Source organism: Micromonospora sp. NPDC048907, assembly GCF_055586885.1.
Genome location: NZ_JBVJHI010000002.1, coordinates 805,718 through 829,077 on the forward strand (window position 1 = coordinate 805,718; position 23,360 = coordinate 829,077).

General features: G+C 74.6%; 23 protein-coding genes. 8 read left to right on the forward strand and 15 right to left on the reverse strand.

Annotated elements, in window-relative coordinates:
• Nucleotides 1-79: 79 nt before the first annotated feature.
• The 5 genes from ACZ6PY_RS08840 to ACZ6PY_RS08860 form a co-directional block, all read right to left on the reverse strand.
• Nucleotides 80-1,096, reverse strand: coding sequence for a YihY/virulence factor BrkB family protein (locus ACZ6PY_RS08840; protein ID WP_466070547.1), 1,017 nt, complete (start codon nucleotides 1,094-1,096; stop codon nucleotides 80-82).
• A 64-nt stretch (nucleotides 1,097-1,160) separates the two neighbouring features.
• A complete protein-coding gene (locus tag ACZ6PY_RS08845; protein ID WP_466070549.1) occupies nucleotides 1,161-1,967 on the reverse strand; it encodes an ABC transporter permease in 807 nt (268 codons plus the stop codon).
• Between the two features lie 10 nt (nucleotides 1,968-1,977).
• The gene (locus ACZ6PY_RS08850; protein ID WP_262282110.1) at nucleotides 1,978-2,772 is read right to left on the reverse strand and encodes an ABC transporter permease; all 795 of its coding nucleotides are present in this window, start codon (nucleotides 2,770-2,772) and stop codon (nucleotides 1,978-1,980) included.
• A 138-nt stretch (nucleotides 2,773-2,910) separates the two neighbouring features.
• Entirely contained in the window at nucleotides 2,911-3,102 is a 192-nt protein-coding gene (locus ACZ6PY_RS08855; protein ID WP_466070551.1) for a DUF397 domain-containing protein, read from the reverse strand.
• Nucleotides 3,093-3,896, reverse strand: a complete 804-nt coding sequence (locus ACZ6PY_RS08860; protein ID WP_466070553.1) for a helix-turn-helix domain-containing protein — start codon at nucleotides 3,894-3,896, stop codon at nucleotides 3,093-3,095. The genes ACZ6PY_RS08855 and ACZ6PY_RS08860 overlap by 10 nt, the downstream gene beginning before the upstream one ends.
• A 266-nt stretch (nucleotides 3,897-4,162) precedes the next feature.
• On the opposite strand from ACZ6PY_RS08860, the gene ACZ6PY_RS08865 reads away from it, so the two are divergent.
• A complete protein-coding gene (locus tag ACZ6PY_RS08865) occupies nucleotides 4,163-4,408 on the forward strand; it encodes a flavin reductase (RefSeq protein ID WP_466070555.1) in 246 nt (81 codons plus the stop codon).
• Nucleotides 4,409-4,479: 71 nt separating this feature from the next.
• On the opposite strand, the gene ACZ6PY_RS08870 is transcribed toward ACZ6PY_RS08865, so the two are convergent.
• The 3 genes from ACZ6PY_RS08870 to ACZ6PY_RS08880 all read right to left on the reverse strand — a co-directional run bounded on the left by ACZ6PY_RS08870 (nucleotide 4,480) and on the right by ACZ6PY_RS08880 (nucleotide 6,534).
• Nucleotides 4,480-4,887, reverse strand: coding sequence for a carboxymuconolactone decarboxylase family protein (locus ACZ6PY_RS08870; protein ID WP_466070557.1), 408 nt, complete (start codon nucleotides 4,885-4,887; stop codon nucleotides 4,480-4,482).
• A 123-nt stretch (nucleotides 4,888-5,010) separates the two neighbouring features.
• The gene (locus tag ACZ6PY_RS08875; protein WP_466070559.1) at nucleotides 5,011-5,544 is read right to left on the reverse strand and encodes a hypothetical protein; all 534 of its coding nucleotides are present in this window, start codon (nucleotides 5,542-5,544) and stop codon (nucleotides 5,011-5,013) included.
• A 57-nt stretch (nucleotides 5,545-5,601) separates the two neighbouring features.
• Nucleotides 5,602-6,534: an ABC transporter ATP-binding protein gene (locus ACZ6PY_RS08880; RefSeq protein WP_466070561.1), complete on the reverse strand. Its 933-nt coding sequence runs from the start codon at nucleotides 6,532-6,534 to the stop codon at nucleotides 5,602-5,604.
• 397 nt (nucleotides 6,535-6,931) lie between these two features.
• On the opposite strand from ACZ6PY_RS08880, the gene ACZ6PY_RS08885 reads away from it, so the two are divergent.
• From ACZ6PY_RS08885 to ACZ6PY_RS08910, 6 genes are all read left to right on the forward strand, one after another.
• Nucleotides 6,932-9,070 carry a TRAP transporter permease gene (locus ACZ6PY_RS08885; RefSeq protein WP_466070563.1) on the forward strand — a complete coding sequence of 713 codons (2,139 nt, stop codon included), beginning with the start codon at nucleotides 6,932-6,934 and terminating at the stop codon, nucleotides 9,068-9,070.
• Complete coding sequence (locus ACZ6PY_RS08890) at nucleotides 9,067-10,086, forward strand: TAXI family TRAP transporter solute-binding subunit (RefSeq protein ID WP_466070565.1); 1,020 nt, start codon at nucleotides 9,067-9,069, stop codon at nucleotides 10,084-10,086. The genes ACZ6PY_RS08885 and ACZ6PY_RS08890 overlap by 4 nt, the downstream gene beginning before the upstream one ends.
• Nucleotides 10,087-10,154: 68 nt before the next feature.
• Complete coding sequence (locus tag ACZ6PY_RS08895) at nucleotides 10,155-12,569, forward strand: sensor histidine kinase (RefSeq protein ID WP_466070567.1); 2,415 nt, start codon at nucleotides 10,155-10,157, stop codon at nucleotides 12,567-12,569.
• Entirely contained in the window at nucleotides 12,566-12,958 is a 393-nt protein-coding gene (locus tag ACZ6PY_RS08900; protein WP_091319365.1) for a roadblock/LC7 domain-containing protein, read from the forward strand. Before ACZ6PY_RS08895 ends, ACZ6PY_RS08900 begins: the two co-directional genes overlap by 4 nt.
• Nucleotides 12,955-13,923, forward strand: coding sequence for a TAXI family TRAP transporter solute-binding subunit (locus ACZ6PY_RS08905; RefSeq protein WP_466070569.1), 969 nt, complete (start codon nucleotides 12,955-12,957; stop codon nucleotides 13,921-13,923). The genes ACZ6PY_RS08900 and ACZ6PY_RS08905 overlap by 4 nt, the downstream gene beginning before the upstream one ends.
• Nucleotides 13,924-13,973: 50 nt before the next feature.
• Entirely contained in the window at nucleotides 13,974-14,534 is a 561-nt protein-coding gene (locus ACZ6PY_RS08910; protein WP_466070796.1) for a DUF3592 domain-containing protein, read from the forward strand.
• A gap of 24 nt (nucleotides 14,535-14,558) precedes the next feature.
• On the opposite strand, the gene ACZ6PY_RS08915 is transcribed toward ACZ6PY_RS08910, so the two are convergent.
• From ACZ6PY_RS08915 to ACZ6PY_RS08935, 5 genes are all read right to left on the reverse strand, one after another.
• Nucleotides 14,559-15,095: a hypothetical protein gene (locus ACZ6PY_RS08915; RefSeq protein ID WP_466070571.1), complete on the reverse strand. Its 537-nt coding sequence runs from the start codon at nucleotides 15,093-15,095 to the stop codon at nucleotides 14,559-14,561.
• Nucleotides 15,095-16,987, reverse strand: a complete 1,893-nt coding sequence (gene dnaG, locus ACZ6PY_RS08920) for a DNA primase (protein WP_466070573.1) — start codon at nucleotides 16,985-16,987, stop codon at nucleotides 15,095-15,097. Before dnaG ends, ACZ6PY_RS08915 begins: the two co-directional genes overlap by 1 nt.
• 70 nt (nucleotides 16,988-17,057) lie before the next feature.
• Nucleotides 17,058-17,309 (reverse strand): helix-turn-helix transcriptional regulator, encoded by a 252-nt coding sequence (locus tag ACZ6PY_RS08925; protein ID WP_091269251.1) that lies wholly within the window; start codon nucleotides 17,307-17,309, stop codon nucleotides 17,058-17,060.
• 10 nt (nucleotides 17,310-17,319) lie between these two features.
• Entirely contained in the window at nucleotides 17,320-18,171 is an 852-nt protein-coding gene (locus tag ACZ6PY_RS08930) for an ABC transporter permease (RefSeq protein WP_466070575.1), read from the reverse strand.
• The gene (locus ACZ6PY_RS08935) at nucleotides 18,168-19,142 is read right to left on the reverse strand and encodes an ABC transporter ATP-binding protein (RefSeq protein ID WP_466070577.1); all 975 of its coding nucleotides are present in this window, start codon (nucleotides 19,140-19,142) and stop codon (nucleotides 18,168-18,170) included. Before ACZ6PY_RS08935 ends, ACZ6PY_RS08930 begins: the two co-directional genes overlap by 4 nt.
• Before the next feature lie 84 nt (nucleotides 19,143-19,226).
• Between ACZ6PY_RS08935 and ACZ6PY_RS08940 the strand changes: the two genes are divergently transcribed.
• A complete protein-coding gene (locus ACZ6PY_RS08940) occupies nucleotides 19,227-21,197 on the forward strand; it encodes a DUF459 domain-containing protein (protein WP_466070579.1) in 1,971 nt (656 codons plus the stop codon).
• 4 nt (nucleotides 21,198-21,201) lie between these two features.
• Here ACZ6PY_RS08940 and ACZ6PY_RS08945 read toward each other — a convergent pair whose 3' ends face one another.
• Both ACZ6PY_RS08945 and ACZ6PY_RS08950 read right to left on the reverse strand, forming a co-directional pair.
• Nucleotides 21,202-22,041 (reverse strand): siderophore-interacting protein, encoded by an 840-nt coding sequence (locus ACZ6PY_RS08945; protein ID WP_466070581.1) that lies wholly within the window; start codon nucleotides 22,039-22,041, stop codon nucleotides 21,202-21,204.
• Nucleotides 22,042-22,112: 71 nt separating this feature from the next.
• Complete coding sequence (locus ACZ6PY_RS08950) at nucleotides 22,113-23,357, reverse strand: deoxyguanosinetriphosphate triphosphohydrolase (protein WP_466070582.1); 1,245 nt, start codon at nucleotides 23,355-23,357, stop codon at nucleotides 22,113-22,115.
• Nucleotides 23,358-23,360 lie beyond the last annotated feature (3 nt).

The following is a 23,360-nucleotide window of genomic DNA, read 5'->3' on the forward strand; positions in this document are numbered from 1 at the left end:
AAAAGCAGGGAGTGGATCATGAAAAGCGGCCGCCCCCGCCGCGTCGAGCGCGGTGGGGGCGGCCGGTGTCGCCCGCTGTTCAGCGCCGGGTGGCGGCGTTGCGCTTCTTCTTGAGCTTGCGGTCGTCGCGCAGCTCGACGTACGGCTCCTCGTCGGCCGGGTGCCCGGCCTCGATGGCCCGGCTGCGCTCCAACTCGGCGTCGAACTCCGCGCCGAGCAGGATGGCGATGTTGCTGAGCCAGAGCCACACCAGGAAGATGATCACGCCGGCCACGGCGCCGTAGGTCTTGTTGTACGAGCCGAAGTTGCTGACGTAGAGGGCGAACAGCCCGGAGACCACCAGCCAGATCACCACGGCCAGGATCCCCCCGGGGCTGACCCAGCGGAAGCCGCCGTGCCGGGCGTTGGGCGAGGCCCAGTAGAGGATCGCGAACATCAGGCTGACCAGCACGAGCAGCACCGGCCACTTCAGGATGTTCCACACCGTGACGGCCGTCGAGCCCAACCCGATGGCGTCGCCCACCTGCTCGGCGAGACCGCCCGTGAAGACCACGATCACCGCGCTGGCCAGCAGCATCACGCCGATCACCGCGGTCACGCCGAGCCGGATCGGCAGGGTCTTCCAGATCGGCCGGCCCTCCGGCACGTCGTAGATGCTGTTCGAGGCGCGCATGAAGGCGGCGATGTAACCGGAGGCCGACCAGAACGCGGCCAGCAGACCGATGATCGCCGCGATGCTGGCCAGCCCGCCGGAGGTCCCGGCCTGGTCGATGGCGTCCTCGATGATCTTCTGGATGTTGCCCTCGGGCACCGCCTGGCCCACGGTGTCCTTGACGCCCTTGGTGGCCCCTTCGCCGAGCAGGCCGAGCAGGGAGATCAGCACCAGCAGACCCGGGAAGATGGACAGCACCCCGTAGTAGGTGAGCGCGGCGGCCCAGTCGGTCAGGCTGTCGTCCTGGAACTCCCGCACGGTGCGCTTGAGCGTCGCCACCCACCCGGTGGCGGGCAGATCGGTGGGGCTGTCCGGCCCCTCGTCCGGGCCGACCGGCCCGGTGCGGTCCCGCCCGTGCCGGGCGGAAGACTCGTCGGCGGCCATGGCCCCTCCCTCGTCGTCGGTGCGTCACCACGACATGCCCCGGCGGGAGGGCCGGTTAACCCCCTCACTTGTACAGCAACCTGCTCATTCGCCGGGAGGCCAGCGCGAGCATCGCGACGGTCAGCACCACCAGGTAGGCCACGTCGACCAGCCAGGACCAGCCGGGCCCGCCCACGCAGACGCCCCGGATCAGGTGCACCGACCGGTAGAGCGGGGTCAGCTCGACGACCCAGCGCAGCACCGAGGGATAGGCCTCCGCCGGGACGAACGTGCCGGAGAAGAGGAACAGGGTGAACTGGGCCGAGCCCATGAGGTCGAAATCCTGCCAGCTGCGCATCAGCGTGGAGACGGTCATGCCGAGCGCGCCGAAGGCGAAGCCGACCAGCACCGCGGCCGGGAACGCGGCCAGCGCCCGGCCCGCCGTGGTCAGGTCCATCCCCACCATGAGGACCAGGAACGCGGCCGAGTAGAGCCCGCCCCGGACCATGGCCCAACCCAGCTCACCGAGGGCGATTTCGAACGGCTGCACCGGGGTTGCGATGACCCCGTCGTACAGCTTCATGTATTTCATCTTGCCGAAGAAGTTGAAGGTGGTCTCCGACAGCGCCCCGCTCATCGCCGACGAGGCCAGCATGGCCGGGGCCACGAACGCCGCGTACGAGACCACCTGACCGCCGGTCAGGGTCAGGTCGCCGACCAGCGCGCCCACCCCGACGCCGATCGAGAAGAGGTAGAGCACCGGCTCCAGGAAGCCGGAGAGCAGCACCAGCCAGTACGCGCTGCGCAGGGCCGTGAAGTTGCGCTCGGCGACCGAGGCCGAGCGGCGGGCCCCCGCCGTGTTGACCAGCCGGGGCAGGACGAGAGCGACCACGACACCCTTCCTAGACGACGAGCTGACGCTGGAACACGCGCCGGGCCAGCCACCAGCCGGCGCCGGCCCAGACCGCGAGGTAGAGCAGGTGGCCGGTCACCGACCACTGCGGAGCGACGCCGAGCGTGGCGGCCCGGCACAGGTCCACCCCGTGCCAGAGCGGGGTCGCGTAGGCGAACTGGCGCAGCCCGACCGGCAGCGACTCGACCGGGAAGAACACCCCGGCGAAGAGGGCCATCGGGATGATCGCGAAGCGGAACAGCAGCGCCAGGTAGCTGTCGCCGGGCACCACGGCGGCGTACGCGAACGTCGGCGCGGCCACCGCCAGGCCCAGCAGCACGCTCACCAGCGGGACGGTCACCGCCCAGGGCGAGCGCAGCGCCCCGAACAGCGCCGTCACCAGCAGGAACGCCACCGCGCTGGTGAGCACCCGGAACAGCACGAACGCGAGGTGCCCGGCCAGGATGTCGCCGGTGCGCAGCGGCGCCGCGACCTGCGCGTGGTAGGTGCGGATCCAGCGGAAGTTGCTGAGCACCGGCCAGGTCGACTCGCCGACCGCGACCTGGAAGGCGGTGGAGGCGATCAGGCCGGGCACCAGCCAGTCGAGGTAGGGCACCCCGCCCACACCCTGGTCGACATAGGCGCCGACCCCGACACCGAAGCCGAGCACGGTGAGCACCGGCAGCAGGAAGGACGAGAAGACCCCGGCCCGCCAGGTGCGCCGGTAGCCGACCAGGTGGTGGGAGAGCACCGCCAGGGCCGGCACCCGGGGCAGCGCCCGGCCGGACCGTTCCGCCACGGTCACGTGGACCACCCCCGATCTCCGCCCACGTCGCCCTTCCTACCGCTCGGGTACGACAAGGCCGCCGGTCACCCTACGGCGGGCGGCGGGCGGTGTCGCCACGGTTTCCGCCGCCGCGGGCGCGACCGGGGAATCGGGCCGCTACGGCCGGCCGGCGACCCGCGTGACGAACGCGCGCCACGCACCCGGGCCGAACGTCAGCACGGGACCGGACGGGTCCTTCGAATCGCGTACGGCGACCACGCCGGGAAGGTTCCCCGCCACCTCCACGCAGGCGCCGCCACTGCCGTTGCTGCGGGTGCTCTTGCGCCACTCGGCGCCGGTCAGGTCCATGTCTCCGCCACTTCCGAGATCAACTCCAGGGACTGCTGGTGCGACAGTGCCTCGCCGCGGACCGACTCCCACACCTCGACCATCTGCTGCACGAACTCGGTGCGGTCCACCACCTGGCCGTGGCGCTGGCCCTCCAGGTAGACGACATCTTCCCGGCCGGTCGAGGTGGCGATCACGAAGGGGCCGTCGAGCCCAGCGTAGGCCCCGGCGGAGAGCGGCACGACCTGGATTCGGACCCGGGTCAACGCGTGGCCGAGCTTGACCAGGTGCGCCAGTTGCTCGCGCATCACCTCCGGGCCGCCGACCCGGCGGCGCAGCACGTACTCGTCGAGGACGGCGGTGAGCAGCGGTGGCCGCTCGCGGGTCAGCACGCTCTGCCGGTCCAGCCGCGCCGTAACCTGCTGGTCGATCTCGTGGGACGCGAACAGCCCGGCCCCGGCCAGCACGGCACGGGCGTAGCCCTCCGTCTGCAGCAGGCCCGGCACGTAGAGCGGCTCAAACCACCGCAGCGCGGTGGCCTCCTGTTCGATGCCGGCCCAGTCGCGGAACCACGGCACCACCATCTCCCGGCTGATCCGCCGCTGGATCCGCTCGAACCGGCCGTCGGTGCCGAACACCGTGTCGCACCGGCGGGCGAAGTCGAGGCCCGGCCGGCGCTCGCAGGTCTCCACCTTGGCCACCAGCGCCCCCGAGTAGCTCAGGGCTTCGGCCAGCGCGCTCTGCGACATGCCGCTGCCGGCCCGGGCGAGGCGCAGCTCCTCGGCGAAGTGGTCCAGCATGGACGAACGGTCCACGGACAGCCTCCGTACATCCTCGTACCGCTGCGGGCCGCCCGCCGTACGCCCCGGTCGTCGGCGCGCGGGATCTCCCACCGTAGTCGGCCGGTAACCAGACTGTCACGCAGCGGAACCGCTCACGGGCACCGGACGGCGGGCGGAACCAGGCCGGGGGTGCCCGCGCACGACGAGGTGCGCGGGCACCCCCTTCCCACGACGGAGGCCCATCCCATGCGACTCAGGTTCTGGCGGCGCGCGACGGCGGCCGCCGGGGGCGTGCGCTGATGCCCCGCTACCGCCCCCACGTCGCGGCGCGGCCGTCCTGGCGCTGCCGGGCGTGCGGGGCCCCGTGGCCGTGCTCGCCGGCGCGGCTGGCGCTGCTCGGGGAGTATCGCGAGGACCGGATCGCCCTGCTCGTCCACCTCGGCACGCTCCTGTGCGAGGCGACGGCCGACCTCACCGACCCGGACGGGCGGGACACGCCGCAGCGGCTGGCGGACCGCTTCGTCAACTGGGCTCGGGCGCGGTGACGGCCCTCCGAGTGATCATCGGGGGCGCCTGTCCGCGCCGGGCGGTGTCCGGTGGCGCGAACGGGGCCGGGTCAGCCGGCCGGGGTGGGGCGGACGGGGAGCAGGTGGCGTTCCGCGAAGACCTTCTTGGCGACGAGGGTGGCGTTGACCGCGCGCGGCACCCCGCAGTAAACCACCGCCTGCAGCAGCGCCTCGACGATCTCGGAGGGCGTGAGGCCGGCGTTGAGCGCGCCGTTGACGTGCACCTCGAGCTGGGACCCGGCGTCACCCAGGGCGGTGAGGACGCCGAGGCACATCAGCTCGCGGTCGCGGCGCGCCAGTTCGGGCCGGACGTAGAGGTCGCCGTAGGACCAGGCGACGGACCGGTAGCTGAGTTCGGGCGAGACGTCGGCGAGGGCCTCCAGCAGTTTCTGCCCGGCCCCGCCGTCGGCCTCCCGCAGCGCCTCCAGACCTCGCTCGTACTGTTCGTCTCCGGTCATGGTCCTGCCCTACCTTCGAGCGCTCGTCCGGTCGGCTGGGCCGCGGTTACCCGCGGCGGTGCCGGACAAACGACCCACCTTCCGCGCCGGTGCGCCGCCGGGCGACGACCCGGTCCCGGCCGGTCAGGCGACCCGGCGGGTGCGCACCAGGGCGAGCGCCGCGTAGGCCAGGAGCAGGGTGCCCGCGCCGGCGCCAACCACCAGGCCGGCCGCGACCGCCGAGGCGAGGTCGACCACCAGGCCCGCGAGCGCGACAAGCGTGACGGCCACCCCGAGCGGCACGAGCAGCCGGTCGCGCAGCACCGGGGCCAGCGGCACGAAGTGGACGCCGACCACGGCGCAGATCAGCACCGGGACGTAGCCGCCGAGCCCGGCGGCGGCCAGGAGCAGGCCACCGACCAGGGCGACGGCGAACTCGGCGAGGACGATGAGCCCGTAGCGGCGGTCGGCGGACCGGTCGCGCTCGCCGGCCGGCCGGCGCCCGGCCCGCACCACGAGGACGGCGCCGGCGGCCGCGGCGAGCAGCGCGGCAACGCTGCCCACCACCAGCAACGACCGCAGGGGCGGATCGGCCTTCGGGACGCTGAACCAGACCGCGGCGAACACGCCGAGGTAGAGCGCCGTGAGCCCGGCCTGACGCCGCGGCAGAACCACCATGTCGGACACCCCCGTCAACCAGCGGGCCACCCGGACAGGCGGACCTGGACCGCCACCCTAGTCGATCAAGGTGCGGCCGGTGAGGTGGAGGAAGACGTCCTCCAGGCTGCTGCGCCGGACCAGGACGCTGGCCGGGACGAGGCCTCGCGCGGTCACCTCGGCCACCGCCGCGTCGCCGTCGGGCACGTAGAGCAGGATGCGGTCGGGCAGCACCTCGACGCGCTCCCCCAGCCCGCCGAGCTTGCCGGCGAACGCCTCCTGCGAATCGGCCGCGAAGCGCAGCTCGACGACCTCGCGGGTGGAGTGCCGCGCGATCAGCGCCCGGGGCGAGCCCTCGGCGACGATGCGGCCGCCGTCCATCACCACCAGCCGGTCGCAGAGCTGCTCGGCCTCGTCCATGTAGTGGGTGGTGAGGACCAGCGTGACGCCCTGCTGCTTGAGCCGGAACAGCCGCTCCCAGACCAGGTGGCGGGCCTGCGGGTCGAGACCGGTGGTGGGCTCGTCGAGCAGCACGATCTCGGGGTTGTTGACCAGGGCGCGGGCGATGGTCAGCCGCCGCTTCATGCCGCCCGAGAGCGGCTCCACCTTGCTCTCGGCCCGCTCGGTGAGCTGGACGAAGTCGAGCAGCTCGGCGGCCCGCTCGCGGGCCGTGCGGCGCGGGATGCCGAAATAGCGCGCGTAGGTGGTCAGATTCTCCCGGACGGTGAGCTCGGGGTCGAGGCTGTCCAGCTGCGGGCAGACCCCCAGCCGGGCCCGGATCGCCGGGCCGTCGCGGACCGGGTCCATGCCCAGGATGCGCAGTTCCCCGCCGGAGGGCGGCGAGATGCAGCCGATCATGCGCATGGTGGAGGACTTGCCGGCGCCGTTGGGCCCGAGGAAGCCGAACGCCTCGCCGGGGCGCACCTCGACGTCGATGCCGTCGACGGCGGTGAAGTCACCGAACCGCTTCACCAGCCCCCGCGCCTGGATGAGTGGTTGCGCGCTGGTCACCGGCCGACCCTAACCGCCGGGTCCGACAGGCTCGACCGGTTAACGCGGGGACGCGGGCGGACCGACACGGGGGGTGACGCCCGCTACGGAAGGTGATCATCCGGCCGGCGACCACAGAACCGGATCAAACTCGCCATAGTGGACGGATCACTGGGCCCGTCCCGGCGAATGCCGGAAAATTGTTGCGGCTTTCCGGCGACAATTGTGAAGGCCGTTCAGAATCGGTGTGCGGTGAGTGAGCAACCCTTCATTCCGATCACTCAACGCAATCATGCCGAGCAATGTTCCCATGGTGTAGACGATTCGCGTATCGTGCCCCCTCGTGCCGCCCGTTCGCTCTTCCGACGCGAATCTTCCGCCGCCGCGGCCCCCTGCGGCGCCATCCACGGCGTCCGACGTGGACACCGCAACCGTGCCGCTCCCACCCGACGACGGCGCGGTCGCCGATCCGGTACGGGCCGACGACGGGCCGGCGGAAACGCCCCACGACACCCGGGAACTGGCGGCCCGGTTCGAGGACGAGAAACCGGGGCGCGTGCTGACCGGACCGGTCGCGCTGCTGTTCACCGGCGGCACCCTCACCGTCGCCCTGCTCGCGCTCTGGCAGGTGTTCTTCCCGCTTCCGCAGGGCAGCAAGTACTACCTCATTCTTTTCCTCGCCGGCGTGCTGCCGATGGTGTTCCTGGCGTACCCCTCCGGGGTGCGGCTGCGGCGCCGGCCGGCCGGCGACGAGCCGGCCGAGCGGCGCGGCCCCCGCCCGGCCGACTGGCTGCTCGCCGCCGTCGCGCTCCTGGCCTGCCTCTACCCCGTGCTGCCGGTGACCCTCGGCGCGGGCGGTGGCGGCTACGACGCGTTCCTCGACCGGCAGGGCCTGCTCGTGCCGCTGGACGTGGTGCTGGGCACCGTGCTGCTGCTCCTGCTCCTGGAGGCGTGCCGGCGCACCACGGGCTGGATCCTCCCGGCCGTCTGCCTGCTGTTCCTCGCCTACGGCTACTACGGCGGGCTGCTGCCGCAGTCCTGGCCGGTGGCGCACGCCGGGCTCGACTTCGCGCAGCTCGTCGACGCGTTCTACAACTCCGACAGCGGCTTCTACGGCACCCCGCTGGACGTGGCCGCCTCGTACATCGTGCTGTTCACCATCTACGGCGCGGTGCTGGACCTCTCCGGAGCCGGCCGGTTCTTCGTCGAGCTCTCCGCCGCCGCGTTCCGCCGCTCCCGCACCGCCGCCGGGCGCACGGCCGTCGCCTCCGGCTTCCTGCTCGGCACGGTCTCCGGCTCGGGCGCCGCCACCACGGTCAGCATCGGGGCGGTGACCTGGCCGATCCTGCGCCGCGCCGGCTACCCGCCCGAGCGGGCCGGCGGCATGCTGGCCGCCGCGGGCGTCGGCGCGATCCTCTCCCCGCCCACGCTGGGCGCCGCGGCGTTCATCATCGCCGAGTACCTGGGGGTGTCCTACCTCCAGGTGCTCGGCTGGGCCACCGTGCCGACGATCCTCTACTACCTGGGCATCCTGCTCTCCGTCGAGATCGACGCCCGGCGCTCCGGGGTCCGCCCGGTGGTCATCGACACCGGCTCGGCCGGGCGGCTGCTGCTCCGCTTCGGCTACCACTTCCTGTCGCTGCTCGTGATCATCGTGGTGCTCGCGACGGGCGCCTCGGCGACCCGGGCCGTGGTGACCGCCACCGTGCTGGCCGCCGCGCTCTCCTTCCTGGACCGCCGGCACCGGCTCACCCCCGCCCGCCTCGTCCAGGCGCTCAGCGGCGGCGTCCGCGGGGTGCTCGCGGTGAGCGCGGTCTGCGCCGCGGCCGGCATCATCACCGCCACCACCACCAAGACCGGCCTCGGCCCGCAGGCCGCCGCGCTGCTGGTCAGCGGGGCGCAGACGGTCAGCTCCGAGCCCGCCGTGGTGCTCGCCCTCACCGCGCTGCTCGCCGCCGTCGCGCTCAGCCTGCTCGGGCTCGCCGTGCCGGTCACCGCCTCCTTCGTGATCGGCTGGGTGATCATCGGCCCGGCGCTGCTGCACCTCGGCGTCGCCGCCCCCGCCGCGGCCATGTTCGTCTTCTACTTCGCGGTGCTGTCCGAGGTCTCCCCACCCACCGCACTCGCCGCGGTCGCCGCCGCCGCGGTCACCGGCGGCCGGCTCGTGCCGACCATGTGGCAGACCCTGCGGTACGCGCTGCCCGCGTACCTCATCCCGATCGCCTTCGTGATCACGCCGACCGGCCTCGGCCTGCTCGGCATCGGCGGCGCCGGGCGGATCGCGGTGGCCGCGGTGGTCTCGGCGCTCGGCGTCACCGTGCTGGCCGTGGCGGCCGGCGGCTGGCTGCCCGGCGTCGGCCCGGCCGGCACGCCGGAGCGGATCCTCGGCGCGGTCGCCGGGCTGGTGCTGCTCTGGCTGGAACCCCTGCCCGTCGCGGTCGGCGCGGTGCTCGCCGCGCTGGCCGTCGCGGGCGTGCTCGTCCGACGTGGCTCCGCCGGTCGCGCCGGCGGCCCGTCGGTCCCTGAATTGGTGGACCACCGGGAGGAGAGAGAGTGAGACGGATCGACGTGCGGATCGCCGCGGGCGTCGGGGCGCTGGCCCTGGTCGCGGCCGGAGCCGCCGGATGCGGGGGCCGTCAGGACGGCGCGGCGAAGGACGACGCCGCCCGTGAGATCACCTGCGAGGTCACCAAGGACACCCGGGTCGGCATCGCCACCGGCAACGCCACCGGCGTCTACTACGTGGTCGGCAACGCGCTGGCCGGCCAGCTCTCGGCGGCCACCGGCGGCAGACTCACCGGCACCGCCGCCGAGACCGGCGCCTCGGTGCAGAACGTGGAACAGCTCGTGGCCGGCCAGTACGACGTGGCGTTCTCCCTCTTCGACACCGCGGTCAACGCGGTGCAGGGCAAGGACAGCTTCAGCTCCCCGCAGCCGGTCAAGGCGCTGGCCCGGATCTACGACAACTACACGCAGGTGGTCGTCCGGGCCGACTCCGGGATCACCTCGGTGGCCGGGATGAAGGGCAAGAAGATCTCCACCGGGTCGCCCAAGTCCGGCACCGAGGTCATCGCCAACCGGCTGCTCACCGCCGCCGGGCTGGACCCGGCCACGGACGTCCAGGCGCAGCGGCTCGACCTGACCAAGACCGTCGACGGGATGAAGGACGGCAGCATCGACGGCTTCTTCTGGTCCGGCGGCGTGCCCACGGGCGGGGTCACCGACCTGTTCACCACCGCCGGCGACAAGGTGAGGTTCCTCGACATCAGCCCGCTGCTGCCGAAGATGGCCGAGCTGAACCCGGCGTACCAGGCCGGCACCATCGGCAAGGACATCTACCGGACCGGCGCCGACGTGCCCACCATCGTGGTGCCCAACGTGCTGCTGGTCCGCGACAACCTCGACGCCGACGTGGCCTGCGTGATCACGAAGACGGTCTTCGAGAAGAAGGACACCCTGGCCCAGGCCAACCCCGCCGCCAAGGGCATCGACCTGGCCAATGCCCGCAAGACCGACCCGGTGGGGCTGCACCGCGGGGCGGACCGGGCGCTCAAGGACCTCGGCGCGAGCTGACCCCGACGAGCCGGGCCCGGACCACCCGTCCGGGCCCGGCCACCCGACGAACGACCCGGGAGACCCCCGTGCCGCTGCCCCACCCCGCCCGCGTACGCCGGCACCACCGGCCCGCGGACCGCACCGGGCACCTCCGCTCGGTCCGGGTCCAACTGCTCGCGCCGATCCTGGTGGCCACGGTCGGCCTGGTGGTGCTGGGCGCCGCCCAGACCGGCGCCGCGCTGGACGCCTCCGCCGACGCCGACCGGGCCCGCGTGCTCGCCGGCACCGCCACCGCCACCGTGCGGCTGGTGCACGAGCTGGAACGCGAACTGGGCGAGACGGCGGCACTTCGCCAGCGCGGCGGCGCCGCCGGCCGGCCGCTCGTCGACGCGCAGCGGCGCCGGGTGGACGCGGCGGTCACCCGCTACCGCGCCGCGAGCGGCGACGCCCGCCGGGCCGCACCCGACCTCACCCCGGTGCTCAACGACGCGGACGGGCGGCTCGGCCAGCTCGCGCCGACGCGGGACCTGGCGCTCGGCGGGGACCGGGCCGACCCGGCGTACGCCTCGCTTGTCGAATCCCTGCTCGCCGTCGCCGACGCGCTGCCCGCCCAGCTCCGCGACGCCGAGCTGGCCAACGAGGCGCGCGAGGTGGCCGCGGTGGCCGCCCAGGAGCACCTCTCGGCACTGGAACGCGACCTGCTGCGCGGGGTGTTCGTGCGGGGCGCGCTGGTCCGGGGCGAGCTGGCCCTGCTCGGCCGGCTCCGGGGCGCCCGGGAGCAGCGCCAGGCCGAGTTCCTCCGGATCGCCGCCGGCCCCGCCAACTCCGCCTGGTACCGGCTGGTCGGCGGCGCCGACGTGGAGACGGCCCGGCGGATGCGCGACGGCGTGCTGGACAGCGACGGCGGGCCGGAGTCGCTGAAGACCGACGGCGACGCCTGGTACGTGGCGCAGAGCGGCACCATCCGCCGCTACAACCTGCTCGGCCGGCAACTGTCCGACGGGCTGGACCGGGACGCCGCCGCGCTGGCCCGGACCGCCCGGCAGCGGGCCCTGCTCACCGCCGGGGCGACCAGCACCGTGGCGCTCGGCTCGCTGCTCACCGCCGTGCTGCTGGCGGTCCGGACCAGCCGGCGGCTGCGCCGGCTGCGGGTCGCGGCGCTCACGATGGCCAACCGGGAGCTGCCGGACCGGATCACCGCGATCGCGGCGGGCGAGGGCGCGCCCGGCGCGGGCACGGCCACCCGGCTGACCGACGGGATCCGCCGCGGCCGCGACGAGGTGGCCCAGGTGGCCGAGGCGTTCGACACGGTCAACAAGGCCGCCCTGCGGCTCGCCGGCGAGCAGGCCGAGCTGCGGCTGGACGTGACCCGGATGGCCGAGGCCCTCGCCCGCCGGATCCGCACGCTGATCACCCGCCAGCTCCGCCTGCTCGACGAGTTCGAACGCGAGGAGACCGACCCGGACGCGCTGGCCCGGCTCTTCGCCCTGGACCACCTGGCCGCCCGGCTGCGCCGCAACGGGGAGAACCTTCTGGTCCTCGCCGGCGGCGAACCCGGCCGGGGGCACGAGGGCGCGCTGCTCCTGGACGACGTCGTCCGGGCTGCCGCCTCCGAGATCGAGGACTACCCGCGGGTGGAGATCGACGTGCCGACCGCCGCCGTGCACGGCGCGGCGGCGGGCAACCTGGTGCACCTGCTGGCCGAGCTGCTGGAGAACGCCACCGTCTACTCGCCGCCGGACGCCCGGGTGCTGGTCGACGGGCGGCGCACCGTGGACGGGCTCACCCTGCGGGTGCACGACCAGGGCATCGGCATCAGCGAGACCCGGCTGGCCACCATCAACGAGCGGCTCGCCGCGCCGGCCACGCTGTCCAGCGCCGCGGCCGGCAGCATGGGCCTGCACGTGGTGGCCCACCTGGCCGCCCGGCACGGGATCCGGGTGCAGCTGCACCACACCGCCAGCGGCACGATCGCCCAGGTGGACGTGCCCGAGTCGGTGCTCACCCGGATCGAGTCGGTGACCCGGCGGCCGGCCGCCGAGCGCGGCCAACCGACCGGCCGCCCGGCGCCCTGGTTCCGGCCCCGCGCCACCGGCCCGGCCCCGCGGCGGCCGGCCACCGGCGCCCGCGACCTGGTCGCCACCGCCCCCGCGCCGGCCGTCGCCGGGCCGGTCGCCGCCGGGCCGCCGCTGCCCGCCGGCCCCGTCCGGGGCGTCGCCGCCGTACGCCCACCGGGCGCCGCCCTGCTGGCGCCGAGCGCCACCCGGATCCGGCCGGCGACTTCCCCGGCGCCCGCGGGGACCACCGGGGCCGGCCTGCCGCGCCGGACCCGCGGCGGGCAGCTCCCCGCGGCGCTGCCCACCGCCGCCCCGCCGCCCCGGCCCGCGGACGACCTGCTCGACCCCGAGGTGGTACGCGCCCGCCTGTCCGCCCTCGCCGAGGGGGTGGCCAGCGCGATGCGCCGTGCCCCGAACACCACACCCACCGGGAGAAATCCATGACCCCACCCGTGACCGCCGGGCTCGACTGGCTGCTGGCGAACTTCGCCGAGCAGGTGCCGGACGTGTCCCACGCCCTCGCGGTGTCCGAGGACGGCCTGCGGCTGGCCGCGTCCCCCGACCTCGCGCCCGACCAGGTGGACCAGCTCGCCGCGGTGATCAGCGGGTTGGCCAGCCTGACCGTGGGCGCGGCCCGGCTGATGTCCGCCGGCCGGGTACGCCAGCAGATCGTCGACATGGACGGCGGGGTGATGCTCGTGATGGCGGTCGGCGAGCGCGCGCTGCTCGGGGTGCTCGCCGCGCCCGGCTGCGACCTGGGCCAGATCGGCTACGAGACGGCGACGCTGGTCCAGCGGGTGGCGGAGGCGCTGGAACCGGCGGCCCGCCGGTGACCGGCCGCCCGCCGCGGCTGGTCGCCGCCCTCCTGCTGGCCGCCCTGCTGGCGGGCTGTGGCGGGGCGGCCACCGAGCCGAGGGCCTGGCACGACGGCCGGATCTTCCTGGCCACCGGCAACACCACAGGCGTCTACTACCAGCTCGGCGGCGGCTACGCCGACCTGATCAGCCGGCACCTGCCCGGGTACGAGGCGCGGGCCGAGCCGACCGGCGCCTCGGTGGAGAACATCACCCGGCTGGCCGGCGGCGACATGGAGATCGCGTTCAGCCTGGCCGACACGGCCGCCGACGCGGTCAGCGGCCGGGGCGGCTTCGAGGGCCAGCCGCAGCCGGTACGCGCGCTGGCCCGGGTCTACAGCAACTACACCCACCTGATCGTCCGCGCCGACGGGAAGATCGACAGCTTCGCCGACCTGCGCGGCAAGCGGATCTCCACCGGCTCGCCGAAGTCCGGCACCGACATCATCGCCGGCCGGCTGCTCACCGCCGGCGGGATCGACCCGGCCCGCGACATCCAGCGGCTCAACCTGTCGCTGCCGGAGACGGTGCAGCGGATGCGGGCCGGCAGCCTGGACGCCATGTTCTTCTCCGGCGGCCTGCCCACCCCCGGCGTCAAGGACCTGCTCTCCAGCGCGCCCGGGGCGTTCCGGCTGCTCCCGCTCACCGAGCTGATCGAACCGCTGTCCGCCCGCTTCGGCTCGGTCTACACGACGGCCATCCTGCCCAAGGACATCTACGGCACCCCGGCGGCCATCCCGACCATCACGGTGGCGAACGTGATCCTGGTGGCGGCGGACATGCCGGACCAGCTCGCGTACGACCTGACCCGGGTGCTCTTCACCTGGCAGGGCGAGCTGATCAGGGTGCACCCGGAGGCGGCGAACTTCACCCGGGACAGCGCCGCCGCCACCGATCCGATCCCGCTGCACCCGGGAGCCGCGCGCTTCTACCGCAGCGGCTGACCGCAGCCCGGCCCGGTGTTGCGTCCTCCCGGCATGCTGATCGCGTGATCATGCAGCGCCACTCGTCGGCCCTGGCGACCCTCGGCTGCGTGTTGCTGGTGCTGGCCGGCGGCGCGCTGCTGTGGCTGCCGTTCCACACCCAGTCCGCGCTCGACCACTGGGGGACCGAACTGCGGGAGACCGGAGTGCCCGCGCGGGCGCTCGTCTACGACCAGGTGACGAAGCGCGGCGGCAACCGGACCAGCTCGTCGACCACGATGCACCTCCGGTACGACCTGGCCGGCCGGACGTACGAGCAGGAGGTCGGCTGCGTCGAGGTGTGCCGGTCGATCGGCGAGGAGGTGCCGATCTGGGTGAACCCGGCCGACCCGGATGACTTCGTCACCGACTTCGACCAGCTCAGCGGGCACCGGGGCCGCATCCAGGGCGGGCTGGGCGTCGCCGGGTTCGCGATCCTGGTCGTGGCGGTTCCGCTGCTGCTGTCCCGCATCCCGCTCCGGCGCTGGTTCCCGCCCGGCACGCCGCGGCGCCGGCCTCGTCCTGGTGCGCCCGGCCACGGAGGCGCCGGGTTCAGGATCCGCGCCAAGCACAAGCGGGGCGACCGACGCTGAGCGCCGGCCGCGCTCGAGCACAGCTCAGAGGTTCGCGGGGGCGGTGGCCGCCCGGGCGGCGGCGACGAGCCGGTCGGTCTCGGCGGTCACCGCCTCGTCGTCGGTGGGCGTGCCCGGGTCGTAGCGCACCGTCCAGGTCAGCCCGTCCACGCCCGGGACCCGGCGGGCGGCGACGCGGCCGGCGCCGCCCGGCACCTGGTGGTGCGCCGTGTACGCGACCGAGCGGGTGACCCGGGCCCGCACCTGGTGGGGCAGATCGCCCGGGTCGAGCAGCAGGTAGGTCTCGGCCGGGCAGTCGGCCACCACGACGTAGCCGTCCCGCTCGGTGACCCGGTCGGCGGGGGTGACGGTGAGTTCCCGGCCGGACCAGACCGCCTTGAGGATGTCGTGCCAGCCGATCCGCTCCCCGCGGCCGGGCAGCCACAGCCCGAGGTTGCTGGCCACCACGACGCCGTCGCCCTCGCCGTTGCCGACGGCGGCCCAGGCGAGCACCCGCTCGTCACCGCGCAGCGGCGGGCGGTCGGCGGGCGGCAGCTTGGGCTTGCGGTTGAAGAGTCCCATCACAGCCCTCCGGCGGCCTGCTCGCGCAGCGCCCGCGCGTGCTGTTCCAGCGAGAGCAGCTCCCCGAAGAGGGCGAAGTATTCGTCCTTGTTGCTCACCGGGTTGATCCGCTGGATCTTCGACTTCAGGTCCTTGATCCGCCCGGTCACCGAGCCGAACTGGAGGCGGGCCATGGTGATCGAGACGTACCGGGGGTCGGGCTCGCCGTCGATGCGCAGCGGCTCCACCGCCAGCTCGCCGACGAGCGCCTGGCCGGCCAGGTCGTCGCAGGCGTCGCGGACCTGCTCGATCCAGACCGCGCCGCCGGTGGCCGTCGCCGCCCCGCCGGCCGCGGCGATGGCGGCGCGGAGGGCGGCGTGGACCGGGTGCCGGTAGGCGGCCGCCTCGACCGCGTCGAACATCGGCCCGGCCAGCACCGGCTCCTGGAGGGCCAGCTTCAGCGCCTCCCGCTCGACCATCGACTGCGGGCTGTCCACGCTGGGCGCGGCCGGGGCCGGGCGGGCGGGTGCGGCGACCGCGCCGGCGGGCTGCCCGTTGGCGGCGGCCAGCACCGCGCGCTGCACCGGCTCGATCTCCATGCCGAGGTCCCCGGCGAGCTTGCGGACGTACTCGGGGCGCTTCTCCCGGTCCTTGATCTTGGCGACCAGCGGGGCGGCCCGGCGCATCGCCTCCACCCGGCCGTCGACGGTGTCCAGGTCGTAGCGGTTGATCATGTGGCGGAGCGCGAAGTCGACAAGCGGCTCGCGGCGGGCGACCAGGTCGCGGACCGCGAGGTCGCCCTTGGCCAGGCGCAGCTCGCACGGGTCCATGTTGTCGGGGCTGACCGCGATGAAGGTGCGCCCGACGAAGCGCTGGTCGTCCTCGAAGGCGCGCAGGGCGGCCTTCTGGCCGGCGGCGTCCCCGTCGAAGGTGAAGATGATCTCGCCGGCGACCGCGTCGGTGTCCATCAGGAGCCGGCGCAGCACCCCGATGTGGTCGGCGCCGAACGCCGTGCCGCAGGTCGCCACGGCGGTCGGCACGCCGGCCAGGTGGCAGGCCATCACGTCGGTGTAGCCCTCGACCACCACCACCTTGCCCTGCTTGGCGATCTCCCGCTTGGCCTGGTCGATGCCGTAGAGGACGTGGGACTTCTTGTAAATCGGCGTCTCGGGGGTGTTCAGGTATTTCGGGCCGTCGTCGTCGTCGAAGAGCTTGCGGGCGCCGAAGCCGATGACGTCGCCGGTGAGGTCGCGGATCGGCCAGAGCAGCCGGCGCCGGAACCGGTCGATCAGGCTGCCCGAGCGGGACGGGCGGGACAGCCCCGCCGTGACCAGCTCGTCGTGGGTGAAGCCCTGCTGGCGCAGGTGCTTGGTGAGCAGGTCCCACGCGTCGGGGGCGAAGCCGCAGCCGTAGCGCTCGGCGGCCGCCCGGTCGAAGCCCCGCTGGGCGAGGAACTCCCGCGCCGCCCGGGCGCCGGGCGTGGTGAGCTGGCCCCGGTAGAACTCGGCGGCGGCCGCGTGCGCGGCCACCAGGCGCTGCCGCTGCCCCTGCTGGGGACGGGCGCGCGGGGCCGAGCGGTCGTCCTCGACGTAGCGCAGCTGGATGCCGGCGCGGTCGGCGAGCCGCTCGACGGACTCGACGAAGCTCAGGTGCTCGGCGTCCATCAGGAACTTGATCGCGTCGCCGCCGGCACCGCAGCCGAAGCAGTACCAGACGTTGCGGGCCGGCGAGACGTTGAACGACGGGCTCTTCTCGTCGTGGAACGGGCAGAGGCCCTTGAGGTTGCCTCCGCCGGCCGACTTGAGCGTCACCGTGTCGGAGATGACCTCGGCGATCGAGGTGCGCTCGCGGACCAGCGCGATGTCCTCGTCCCGGATCCGCCCCGCCATCTCCGCCACCTCCTCGGCGTACATCCTGCCCTGCCGGACCGACGATCCGGCGGTCGGGGGGACGGGCGTGTGGCGGACGCCGCCCGCCCCCGGGTCACGCCGTGCGGCCCGCCCCGGTGGCGGCGTCACCGATCCGCGGGAACGGCTCGATGGAGAAGACCACCTCGACCGGCACCTGGAAGTAGGCGGCGATCCGCAGCGCCAGGTGCAGGCTGGGCCGGAACTCGCCCCGCTCCAGGTAGCCGACCGTCTGGTAGTGCACGCCCAGCGCGTCGGCGAGCTGCCGCCGGGAGATCCCCCGTTCGGCACGCAGCACGGCGATCCGGTTGTGCACGACCTCGCTCATGGGCGCCCTCTCATCCGACCCGCTGCATGGCCCGCTCGCGACGGGCCGCCACCCGCGAGCCGGACTCGCGCCGGGCCATCCGCCGCAGCACCACGGGGGCCAGCACCAGCCCGAGCACCGCCCACGCTCCGAGCACCCCGAGGGTCTCCAGGTGGCGCCAGGAGCCGCCGAGCTCGACCGCGGCCAGGTCGTCGGGGAGCAGCGCCGAGCGCATGCCCAACCCTAGCCAGTAGATCGGGAAGACCTGCGCGACGCCCTGGAGCCACCCCGGGTAGCCGTTGATCGGGTAGAAGATGCCGGACAGGGCGATCAGGCCGATGTTCGGCAGCATGACCAGCCCGAGGTTGCGCGGGTTCTCGATCAGCGCGCCGAAGACCGCGCCGATCGGCAGGGTGGCGACGAGGCCGAGCACCGCCACCCAGAGCAGGGTGAACCAGGCCGACGCGCTGGCCAGCCGGAGCCCGTCGAGGTAGAACAGCGCCGGCACGAGCTGGAGGAGCATGCTCAGCAGCGCCACCGTCGACATCAGGGTGATCTTGCCGATGAGGTAGCCGAGCATCCCGTTCGGGGTGGCCTTGGCGCGCAGCAGGGTGCCCTCCTCGCGCTCCATGACCAGCTGCGAGGCGAGCACCAGCATGCCGCCGAAGGCCAGGCCCATGCCGAGCGCGCTGGGCAGCGTGCGGGCGCCGAGCGAGAAGGAGGTGCCGGGCACGGTGGAGCCGCGCATGAAGAACATCGTGATCAGCAGCGCCACCGTCGGGAAGAAGTAGTTCCACAAGTCCTGGCCGTTGCTGAACGTGTTGCGCAGCTCGATCCCGCCGCGCCGGAAGCCGGCCCGGACGGCCGCCATGGTCGGGTTCATCGGTCGCTCCCCTGCTGCCACACCCGGTCGGTCCGGCCGGTCCGGACCCCGGATTCCTCCTCGTAGACCAGAGCCATGTACGCGTCCTCCAGGCTGGCCCGGCGCACCTCCAGCTCCTGCACGCGGTCGCCGTGCTCGCGGAGCAGGTCGCGCAGGAAGCCGGTGGCGTCGGCCGTGGCGTGCACGAACCGCTCGCCGTCGCGGGTCCAGCGGATCTCCGCGTCGCCGGCGACCCGGCGGGACAGCTCGTCCGGCGAACCGTCGGCGATGATCCGGCCGCCGGCCAGGATGAGGATGCGGTCGGCCAGCTTCTCCGCCTCGTCCAGGTCGTGCGTGGTGAGCAGGATGGTGGTCTCGTCCAGGTCGGCCAGGCGGTGCACCAGCTCGTGGAACTCCCGCCGGGCGGCCGGGTCGAAGCCGACCGTCGGCTCGTCCAGGAACAGCAGCTCCGGGCGGCCCACGATGCCGACCGCCACGTCGAGCCGGCGGCGCTGGCCGCCGGAGAGCCGGGCCACCCGCTTGTCCGCCTGCGCCGTGAGGCCGACGGTCTCCAGCAGGTCGTCGACCGGCCACGGCCGGGCGATCCGGTCGGTGGCGTACGGCGCGTAGAAGTCGCCGAGGTGGGACAGCAGGTCCCGGACCCGCCACTTGCCGTGGTCGCGCCAGGACTGGAGCACCACGCCCAGCCGGGAACGCCAACGCTCGTCGCCCCTGCCGGGGTCGACGCCGAGCACCCGGACCGAACCGGCCGACCGCAGCCGGAAGCCCTCCAGGATCTCGACGGTGGTGGTCTTGCCGGCCCCGTTGGGCCCGAGCAGGGCGAGCACCTCACCCCGCCGGGCCGTGAGGTCGACCCCGTGCAGCACGTCGACGGTGCCGTACCGCATGCGCAGGTCGCGGACGTCGAGCACCAGGTCCTCGACGTCCGCGTGGGGAGCCGTGGCGACCCCCGACAGTTCGACCGCAGTCATACCGCGAAATGTAGCACCTCTACTACAACCTGGGGTACACCCACTTCCGGGTGTAAGGCGGCCGCCGACGGGGACAACCCGGCCATGTCGGGTACGCGCGGGGCCAGGATTCCGTACCAACCGGCCCTGGACGGGGTCCGGGCGCTCGCGGTCGCGGCCGTCCTCGCGTTCCACGGCGGGGTCGCCACCCTCCCGGGCGGCTTCCTCGGGGTGGACGCCTTCTTCGTGCTGTCCGGGTTCCTGATCACCTCGCTGCTGCTGGCCGAGCACCGCGACACCGGCCGCGTCGACCTCGTCGCGTTCTGGGGCCGGCGGGTGCGCCGGCTGCTGCCCGCGCTGCTGCTCGTGCTCCTCGTCGTGCTGCTGGTCTCCCGGAAGCTGATGCCGGGCACCGAACTCGGCGCGCTGCGCTGGGACGAGCTGGCCGCGCTCGGGTACGTCGCGAACTGGCGGATGGCGAACCGGGACGGGGACTACTTCGCCGCCACCGGCACCGCGTCCCCGCTGCAGCACACCTGGTCGCTCGGCATCGAGGAGCAGTTCTACCTGCTCTGGCCGCTGCTGCTGATCGCGCTGCTGGCCTGGGCGGCCCGGCGGGGCGCGAGCGCACCCGGCCGCCGGCCCGCCGCCGTGCTCCCGGTCGTCCTGCTCGGCGCGGCCGGCTCGGCGGTCGCCGCCGCCGCGCTGTTCACCCCCGGCGCCCCGGACCGCGTCTACTACGGCACCGACACCCGGGCGGTCGCCCTCCTGGTCGGCGCCGCGCTCGCCGCGCTGCTGGCGCTCCGGAGCGAGGCGGCGACCGGCCGGCCGGCACGGCACCCGGTCCTCGGGGGCCTGGCACTGGCCGGGGCCGCCCTCACCGGCTGGTGCTGGGCCACCGCCGACGGCGGCGACGCCTGGCTCTACCGGGGTGGCCTGACCGCGGCCGCCCTCGCGGTCGCGGCGGTCGTCGCCCACGCGGCGGTCAGCCCCGCCTCCCCCACCGCGCGGCTGCTCGCCCTGGCGCCGCTGGTCTGGCTCGGCCGGATCTCCTACGGCGTCTACCTCTGGCACTGGCCCCTGTTCCAGTGGCTCACCGCCGAGCGGACCGGGCTGACCGGGCCCGCCCTGCTCGCCGCCCGGTGCGCGGTGACGCTGGCCGCCGCCGGCGCGTCGTACCTGCTGGTGGAGCGCCCGATCCGGCGGGCCCGGCGGCTGCCCCGGCCGGCGCCCGCGCTGGCCGGTACGGCGGTGGCCGGCGTGGCCGCGGTCGCGGTGCTCGGCACCGTGCCACCCGCTCCGCCGCCGAAGCCGGCGATCGCCCTCGACGCCGCGCCCCCGACGGCCGGCGCCGCCGGCTCCCCCACCGCGGTGCCCCCGGCGCGCCGCCCGGGACGGCGGCCCGGACCGCCCCGGATCGCCTTCCTCGGCGACTCCGTCTCGTGGTCGCTCGGCACCTACCTGCCCGAGCAGCAGAAGTTCGCGGTCAGCGTGCGGGCCGTGCAGGGCTGCGGCATCGCCCGGCTCCCCGAGGTGCGCTACATCGGCGAGCCGCACCCGAACTACCCCGGCTGCGAGCACTGGGACGACCGCTGGCAGCGGGGCGTCCGCGCCGACGACCCGGACGTGGCGGTCATCCTGCTCGACCGCTGGGAGCTGATGGACCGCAGGCTCGACGGGCGCTGGCAGCACGTCGGCGAGCCGGCGTTCGACCGGTACCTCGCCGGCGAACTGGACCGGGCCGTCGGCATCGCGTCCAGCCGGGGAGCGCACGTGACCCTGCTGACCGCGCCGTACACCCGGCGGGCGGAACGGCCGGACGGCGGCCTCTGGCCGGAGGACGACCCGGCCCGGGTGGACGCGTGGAACCGGCTGCTGCGCGCGGCGGCGGACCGGCACCACGCCACCGTGCTGGACCTCAACCGGCGGGCCTGCCCGGACGGCCGGTTCACCTGGGACGCCGGCGGGGTCCGGGTGCGCAGCGACGGGCTGCACTTCACGCCGGAGGGCGTGCAGCGGTGGATCGCCCCGTGGCTGCTCCCGGAGCTCTACCGGCTGGCCGTCCGGGGGGCGTGACCGGTCAGGCGGCGACCACCGCCGACTCCTCGGCCTCGACCTGGGCGTTCCAGGCGGCCTTCGTGGAGCGCCAGCCCTCGTCGTCCATGCCGCGCCGCCAGTAGCCCGAGATCGACAGGTCGCCGCGCGGCACCCCGCGCTCGACCCGCAGCAACCGGCGCAGCTCCTTCACCGCGGTGGCCTCGCCGTGCACGAAGGCGTGCACCCGGCCGGGCGGGAAGTCCAGCGCCCGGAGCGCCTCGACCAGCGGCTCGCCCACCGGCCGGCCGGCGCGGTGCAGCCAGCGCAGCTCGACCGCGCCCGCGCTGGCCAGGGGCAGCTCGTCGGCGGGGCCACCCACCTCGACGTAGACCTTGGCGGGCGCGCCGGCGGGCAGCCGCTCCAGCGCGGCGGCGATCGCCGGCAGCGCACTCTCGTCCCCGGCCAGCAGGTGCCAGTCGGCCGCCGGGTCCGGCGCGTACGCACCGCCGGGGCCGGCGAACAGCACCTGGTCGCCGGGGCGCAGCCCGGCCGCCCACGGCCCGGCCAGCCCCTCGTCGCCGTGGTACACCACGTCCACGGTCAGCTCGCCGGCCGCCGCGTCCCAGGCTCGCACCGTGTACGCCCGCAGCCGCGGCCACTGCTCGGCCGGGAACTCGCGCTTGATGGTGGCCAGGTCGGTCGGGTGCGGGTAGCGCACCCCGGCGGGCGGGAAGACGAACTTCACGTAGTGGTCGGTGTAGGCGCCCACCGGCAGGCCGGCCAGCTCCGCACCGCCGAGCACGAGGCGGATCAGGTGCGGGGTGGGCCGCTCGGTCCGGACGACCGTGGCGGCGGTGAGCTTCTTCGGGCGCTGCTCCGTCATGCTGCTTAGGCTAACCTAAGTCGCCGATCCCTCCCACCGGGCTGTCCGGCTGCCGACCGCGGCAGGGCCGGTCAGCGCCCCGCCACCAGGCGGCCGTGCCAGGCCAGGGCGGCCGGGTCGGTGAGCGAGGCCACCTGGTCGACCACCACGCGCAGCCGGGCGGCGTCGTCCGGGGCGGCCCGCCACAGCGGCGCGAAGACCGGGTCGAGCACGTCCGGGGCCCGGTCGAGCAGGGCGGCGACCAGGTCGGCGAGGATCTCCCGCTGCTGCGCGTACCAGGGGCCGATCCCGGGGCGGCGCATCACGTAGCGCAGGGCGATGCCCTTGAGCAGCGCGCACTGGGCCCGGATGCGGCGCGGCACCACGAGGTCGGCGGCGTACCGGCGGTGCGGGCCGGGGCCGTGGCGCTCCTGGGTGGCGGCCACCACGGTCGACACGAAACGGCCGGTGAGCACGCTCGTGGTGGTCTTCAGCGCCGCGAGGGCGCGGTGGCTGCCGTCGTACGCGGCGAGCGGCGCGAGCACCGGGTCGGCGAGCAGTTCGGCCAGCACCTCGCCCAGGTCCTCCGGGGCCTCCCCGGAGTACTCGGCCGCCACGTCGGCGCAGAGCGCCCGACGCTCGTCCGCGTCCACCAGCAGCGGACGCAGGGTGACGTAGCCGCCGTGGATGCCGTCCTCGACGTCGTGCACCGAGTACGCCACGTCGTCGGCCCAGTCCATCACCTGCGCCTCCAGGCAGCGCCGGTCGCCGGGCGGGGCGCCCGCGCGCAGCCAGGCGAAGACCGGGCGGTCGTCGGCGTACACCCCGAACTTGCGCCGGCCGGGCCGGCGCTCCCACGGGTACTTGGCGACGGCGTCGAGCGAGGCGCGGGTCAGGTTCAGCCCGGCGGAGCCGCCGTCGGGGGCCAGCACCTTGGCCTCCAGCCGGGTGAGCACCCGCAGGGTCTGCGCGTTGCCCTCGAAGCCGCCGCAGTCGGCCGCGAGCGTGTCCAGGGCGTCCTCGCCGTTGTGCCCGAAGGGCGGGTGACCGAGGTCGTGCGCCAGCCCGGCGGTGTCCACCACGTCCGGGTCGCAGCCGAGCCGGGCGCCCATCTCCCGGGCGATCTGCGCCACCTCCAGCGAGTGGGTCAGCCGCGTACGCAGGAAGTCGTCGGTGCCCGCGGTGTGCACCTGGGTCTTCGCGGCGAGCCGGCGGAACGCCGCCGAGTGCAGCACCCGGGCCCGGTCCCGCTCGTACGGCGACCGCCCGTACCCGGTGTCCTTGGGCGCCTCGGTGACCCGGCGCGCCGCGTCGTCAGGGCCGGAACCCGCGGTCAACCG

What these genes read in the sequence shown, in the direction of transcription:
- ACZ6PY_RS08870 (WP_466070557.1), bottom strand. Translation starts at nt 4,887, where the DNA reads ATGACCGGAGACGAACAGTACGAGCGAGGTCTGGAGGCGCTGCGGGAG.
- dnaG (WP_466070573.1), bottom strand. Translation starts at nt 16,987, where the DNA reads ATGTACGCCGAGGAGGTGGCGGAGATGGCGGGGCGGATCCGGGACGAG.
- ACZ6PY_RS08910 (WP_466070796.1), top strand. Translation starts at nt 13,974, where the DNA reads ATGCAGCGCCACTCGTCGGCCCTGGCGACCCTCGGCTGCGTGTTGCTG.
- ACZ6PY_RS08855 (WP_466070551.1), bottom strand. Translation starts at nt 3,102, where the DNA reads ATGGACCTGACCGGCGCCGAGTGGCGCAAGAGCACCCGCAGCAACGGC.
- ACZ6PY_RS08865 (WP_466070555.1), top strand. Translation starts at nt 4,163, where the DNA reads ATGCCCCGCTACCGCCCCCACGTCGCGGCGCGGCCGTCCTGGCGCTGC.
- ACZ6PY_RS08915 (WP_466070571.1), bottom strand. Translation starts at nt 15,095, where the DNA reads ATGGGACTCTTCAACCGCAAGCCCAAGCTGCCGCCCGCCGACCGCCCG.
- ACZ6PY_RS08930 (WP_466070575.1), bottom strand. Translation starts at nt 18,171, where the DNA reads ATGAACCCGACCATGGCGGCCGTCCGGGCCGGCTTCCGGCGCGGCGGG.
- ACZ6PY_RS08945 (WP_466070581.1), bottom strand. Translation starts at nt 22,041, where the DNA reads ATGACGGAGCAGCGCCCGAAGAAGCTCACCGCCGCCACGGTCGTCCGG.
- ACZ6PY_RS08900 (WP_091319365.1), top strand. Translation starts at nt 12,566, where the DNA reads ATGACCCCACCCGTGACCGCCGGGCTCGACTGGCTGCTGGCGAACTTC.
- ACZ6PY_RS08840 (WP_466070547.1), bottom strand. Translation starts at nt 1,096, where the DNA reads ATGGCCGCCGACGAGTCTTCCGCCCGGCACGGGCGGGACCGCACCGGG.
- ACZ6PY_RS08875 (WP_466070559.1), bottom strand. Translation starts at nt 5,544, where the DNA reads ATGGTGGTTCTGCCGCGGCGTCAGGCCGGGCTCACGGCGCTCTACCTC.
- ACZ6PY_RS08925 (WP_091269251.1), bottom strand. Translation starts at nt 17,309, where the DNA reads ATGAGCGAGGTCGTGCACAACCGGATCGCCGTGCTGCGTGCCGAACGG.
- ACZ6PY_RS08935 (WP_466070577.1), bottom strand. Translation starts at nt 19,142, where the DNA reads ATGACTGCGGTCGAACTGTCGGGGGTCGCCACGGCTCCCCACGCGGAC.
- ACZ6PY_RS08940 (WP_466070579.1), top strand. Translation starts at nt 19,227, where the DNA reads ATGTCGGGTACGCGCGGGGCCAGGATTCCGTACCAACCGGCCCTGGAC.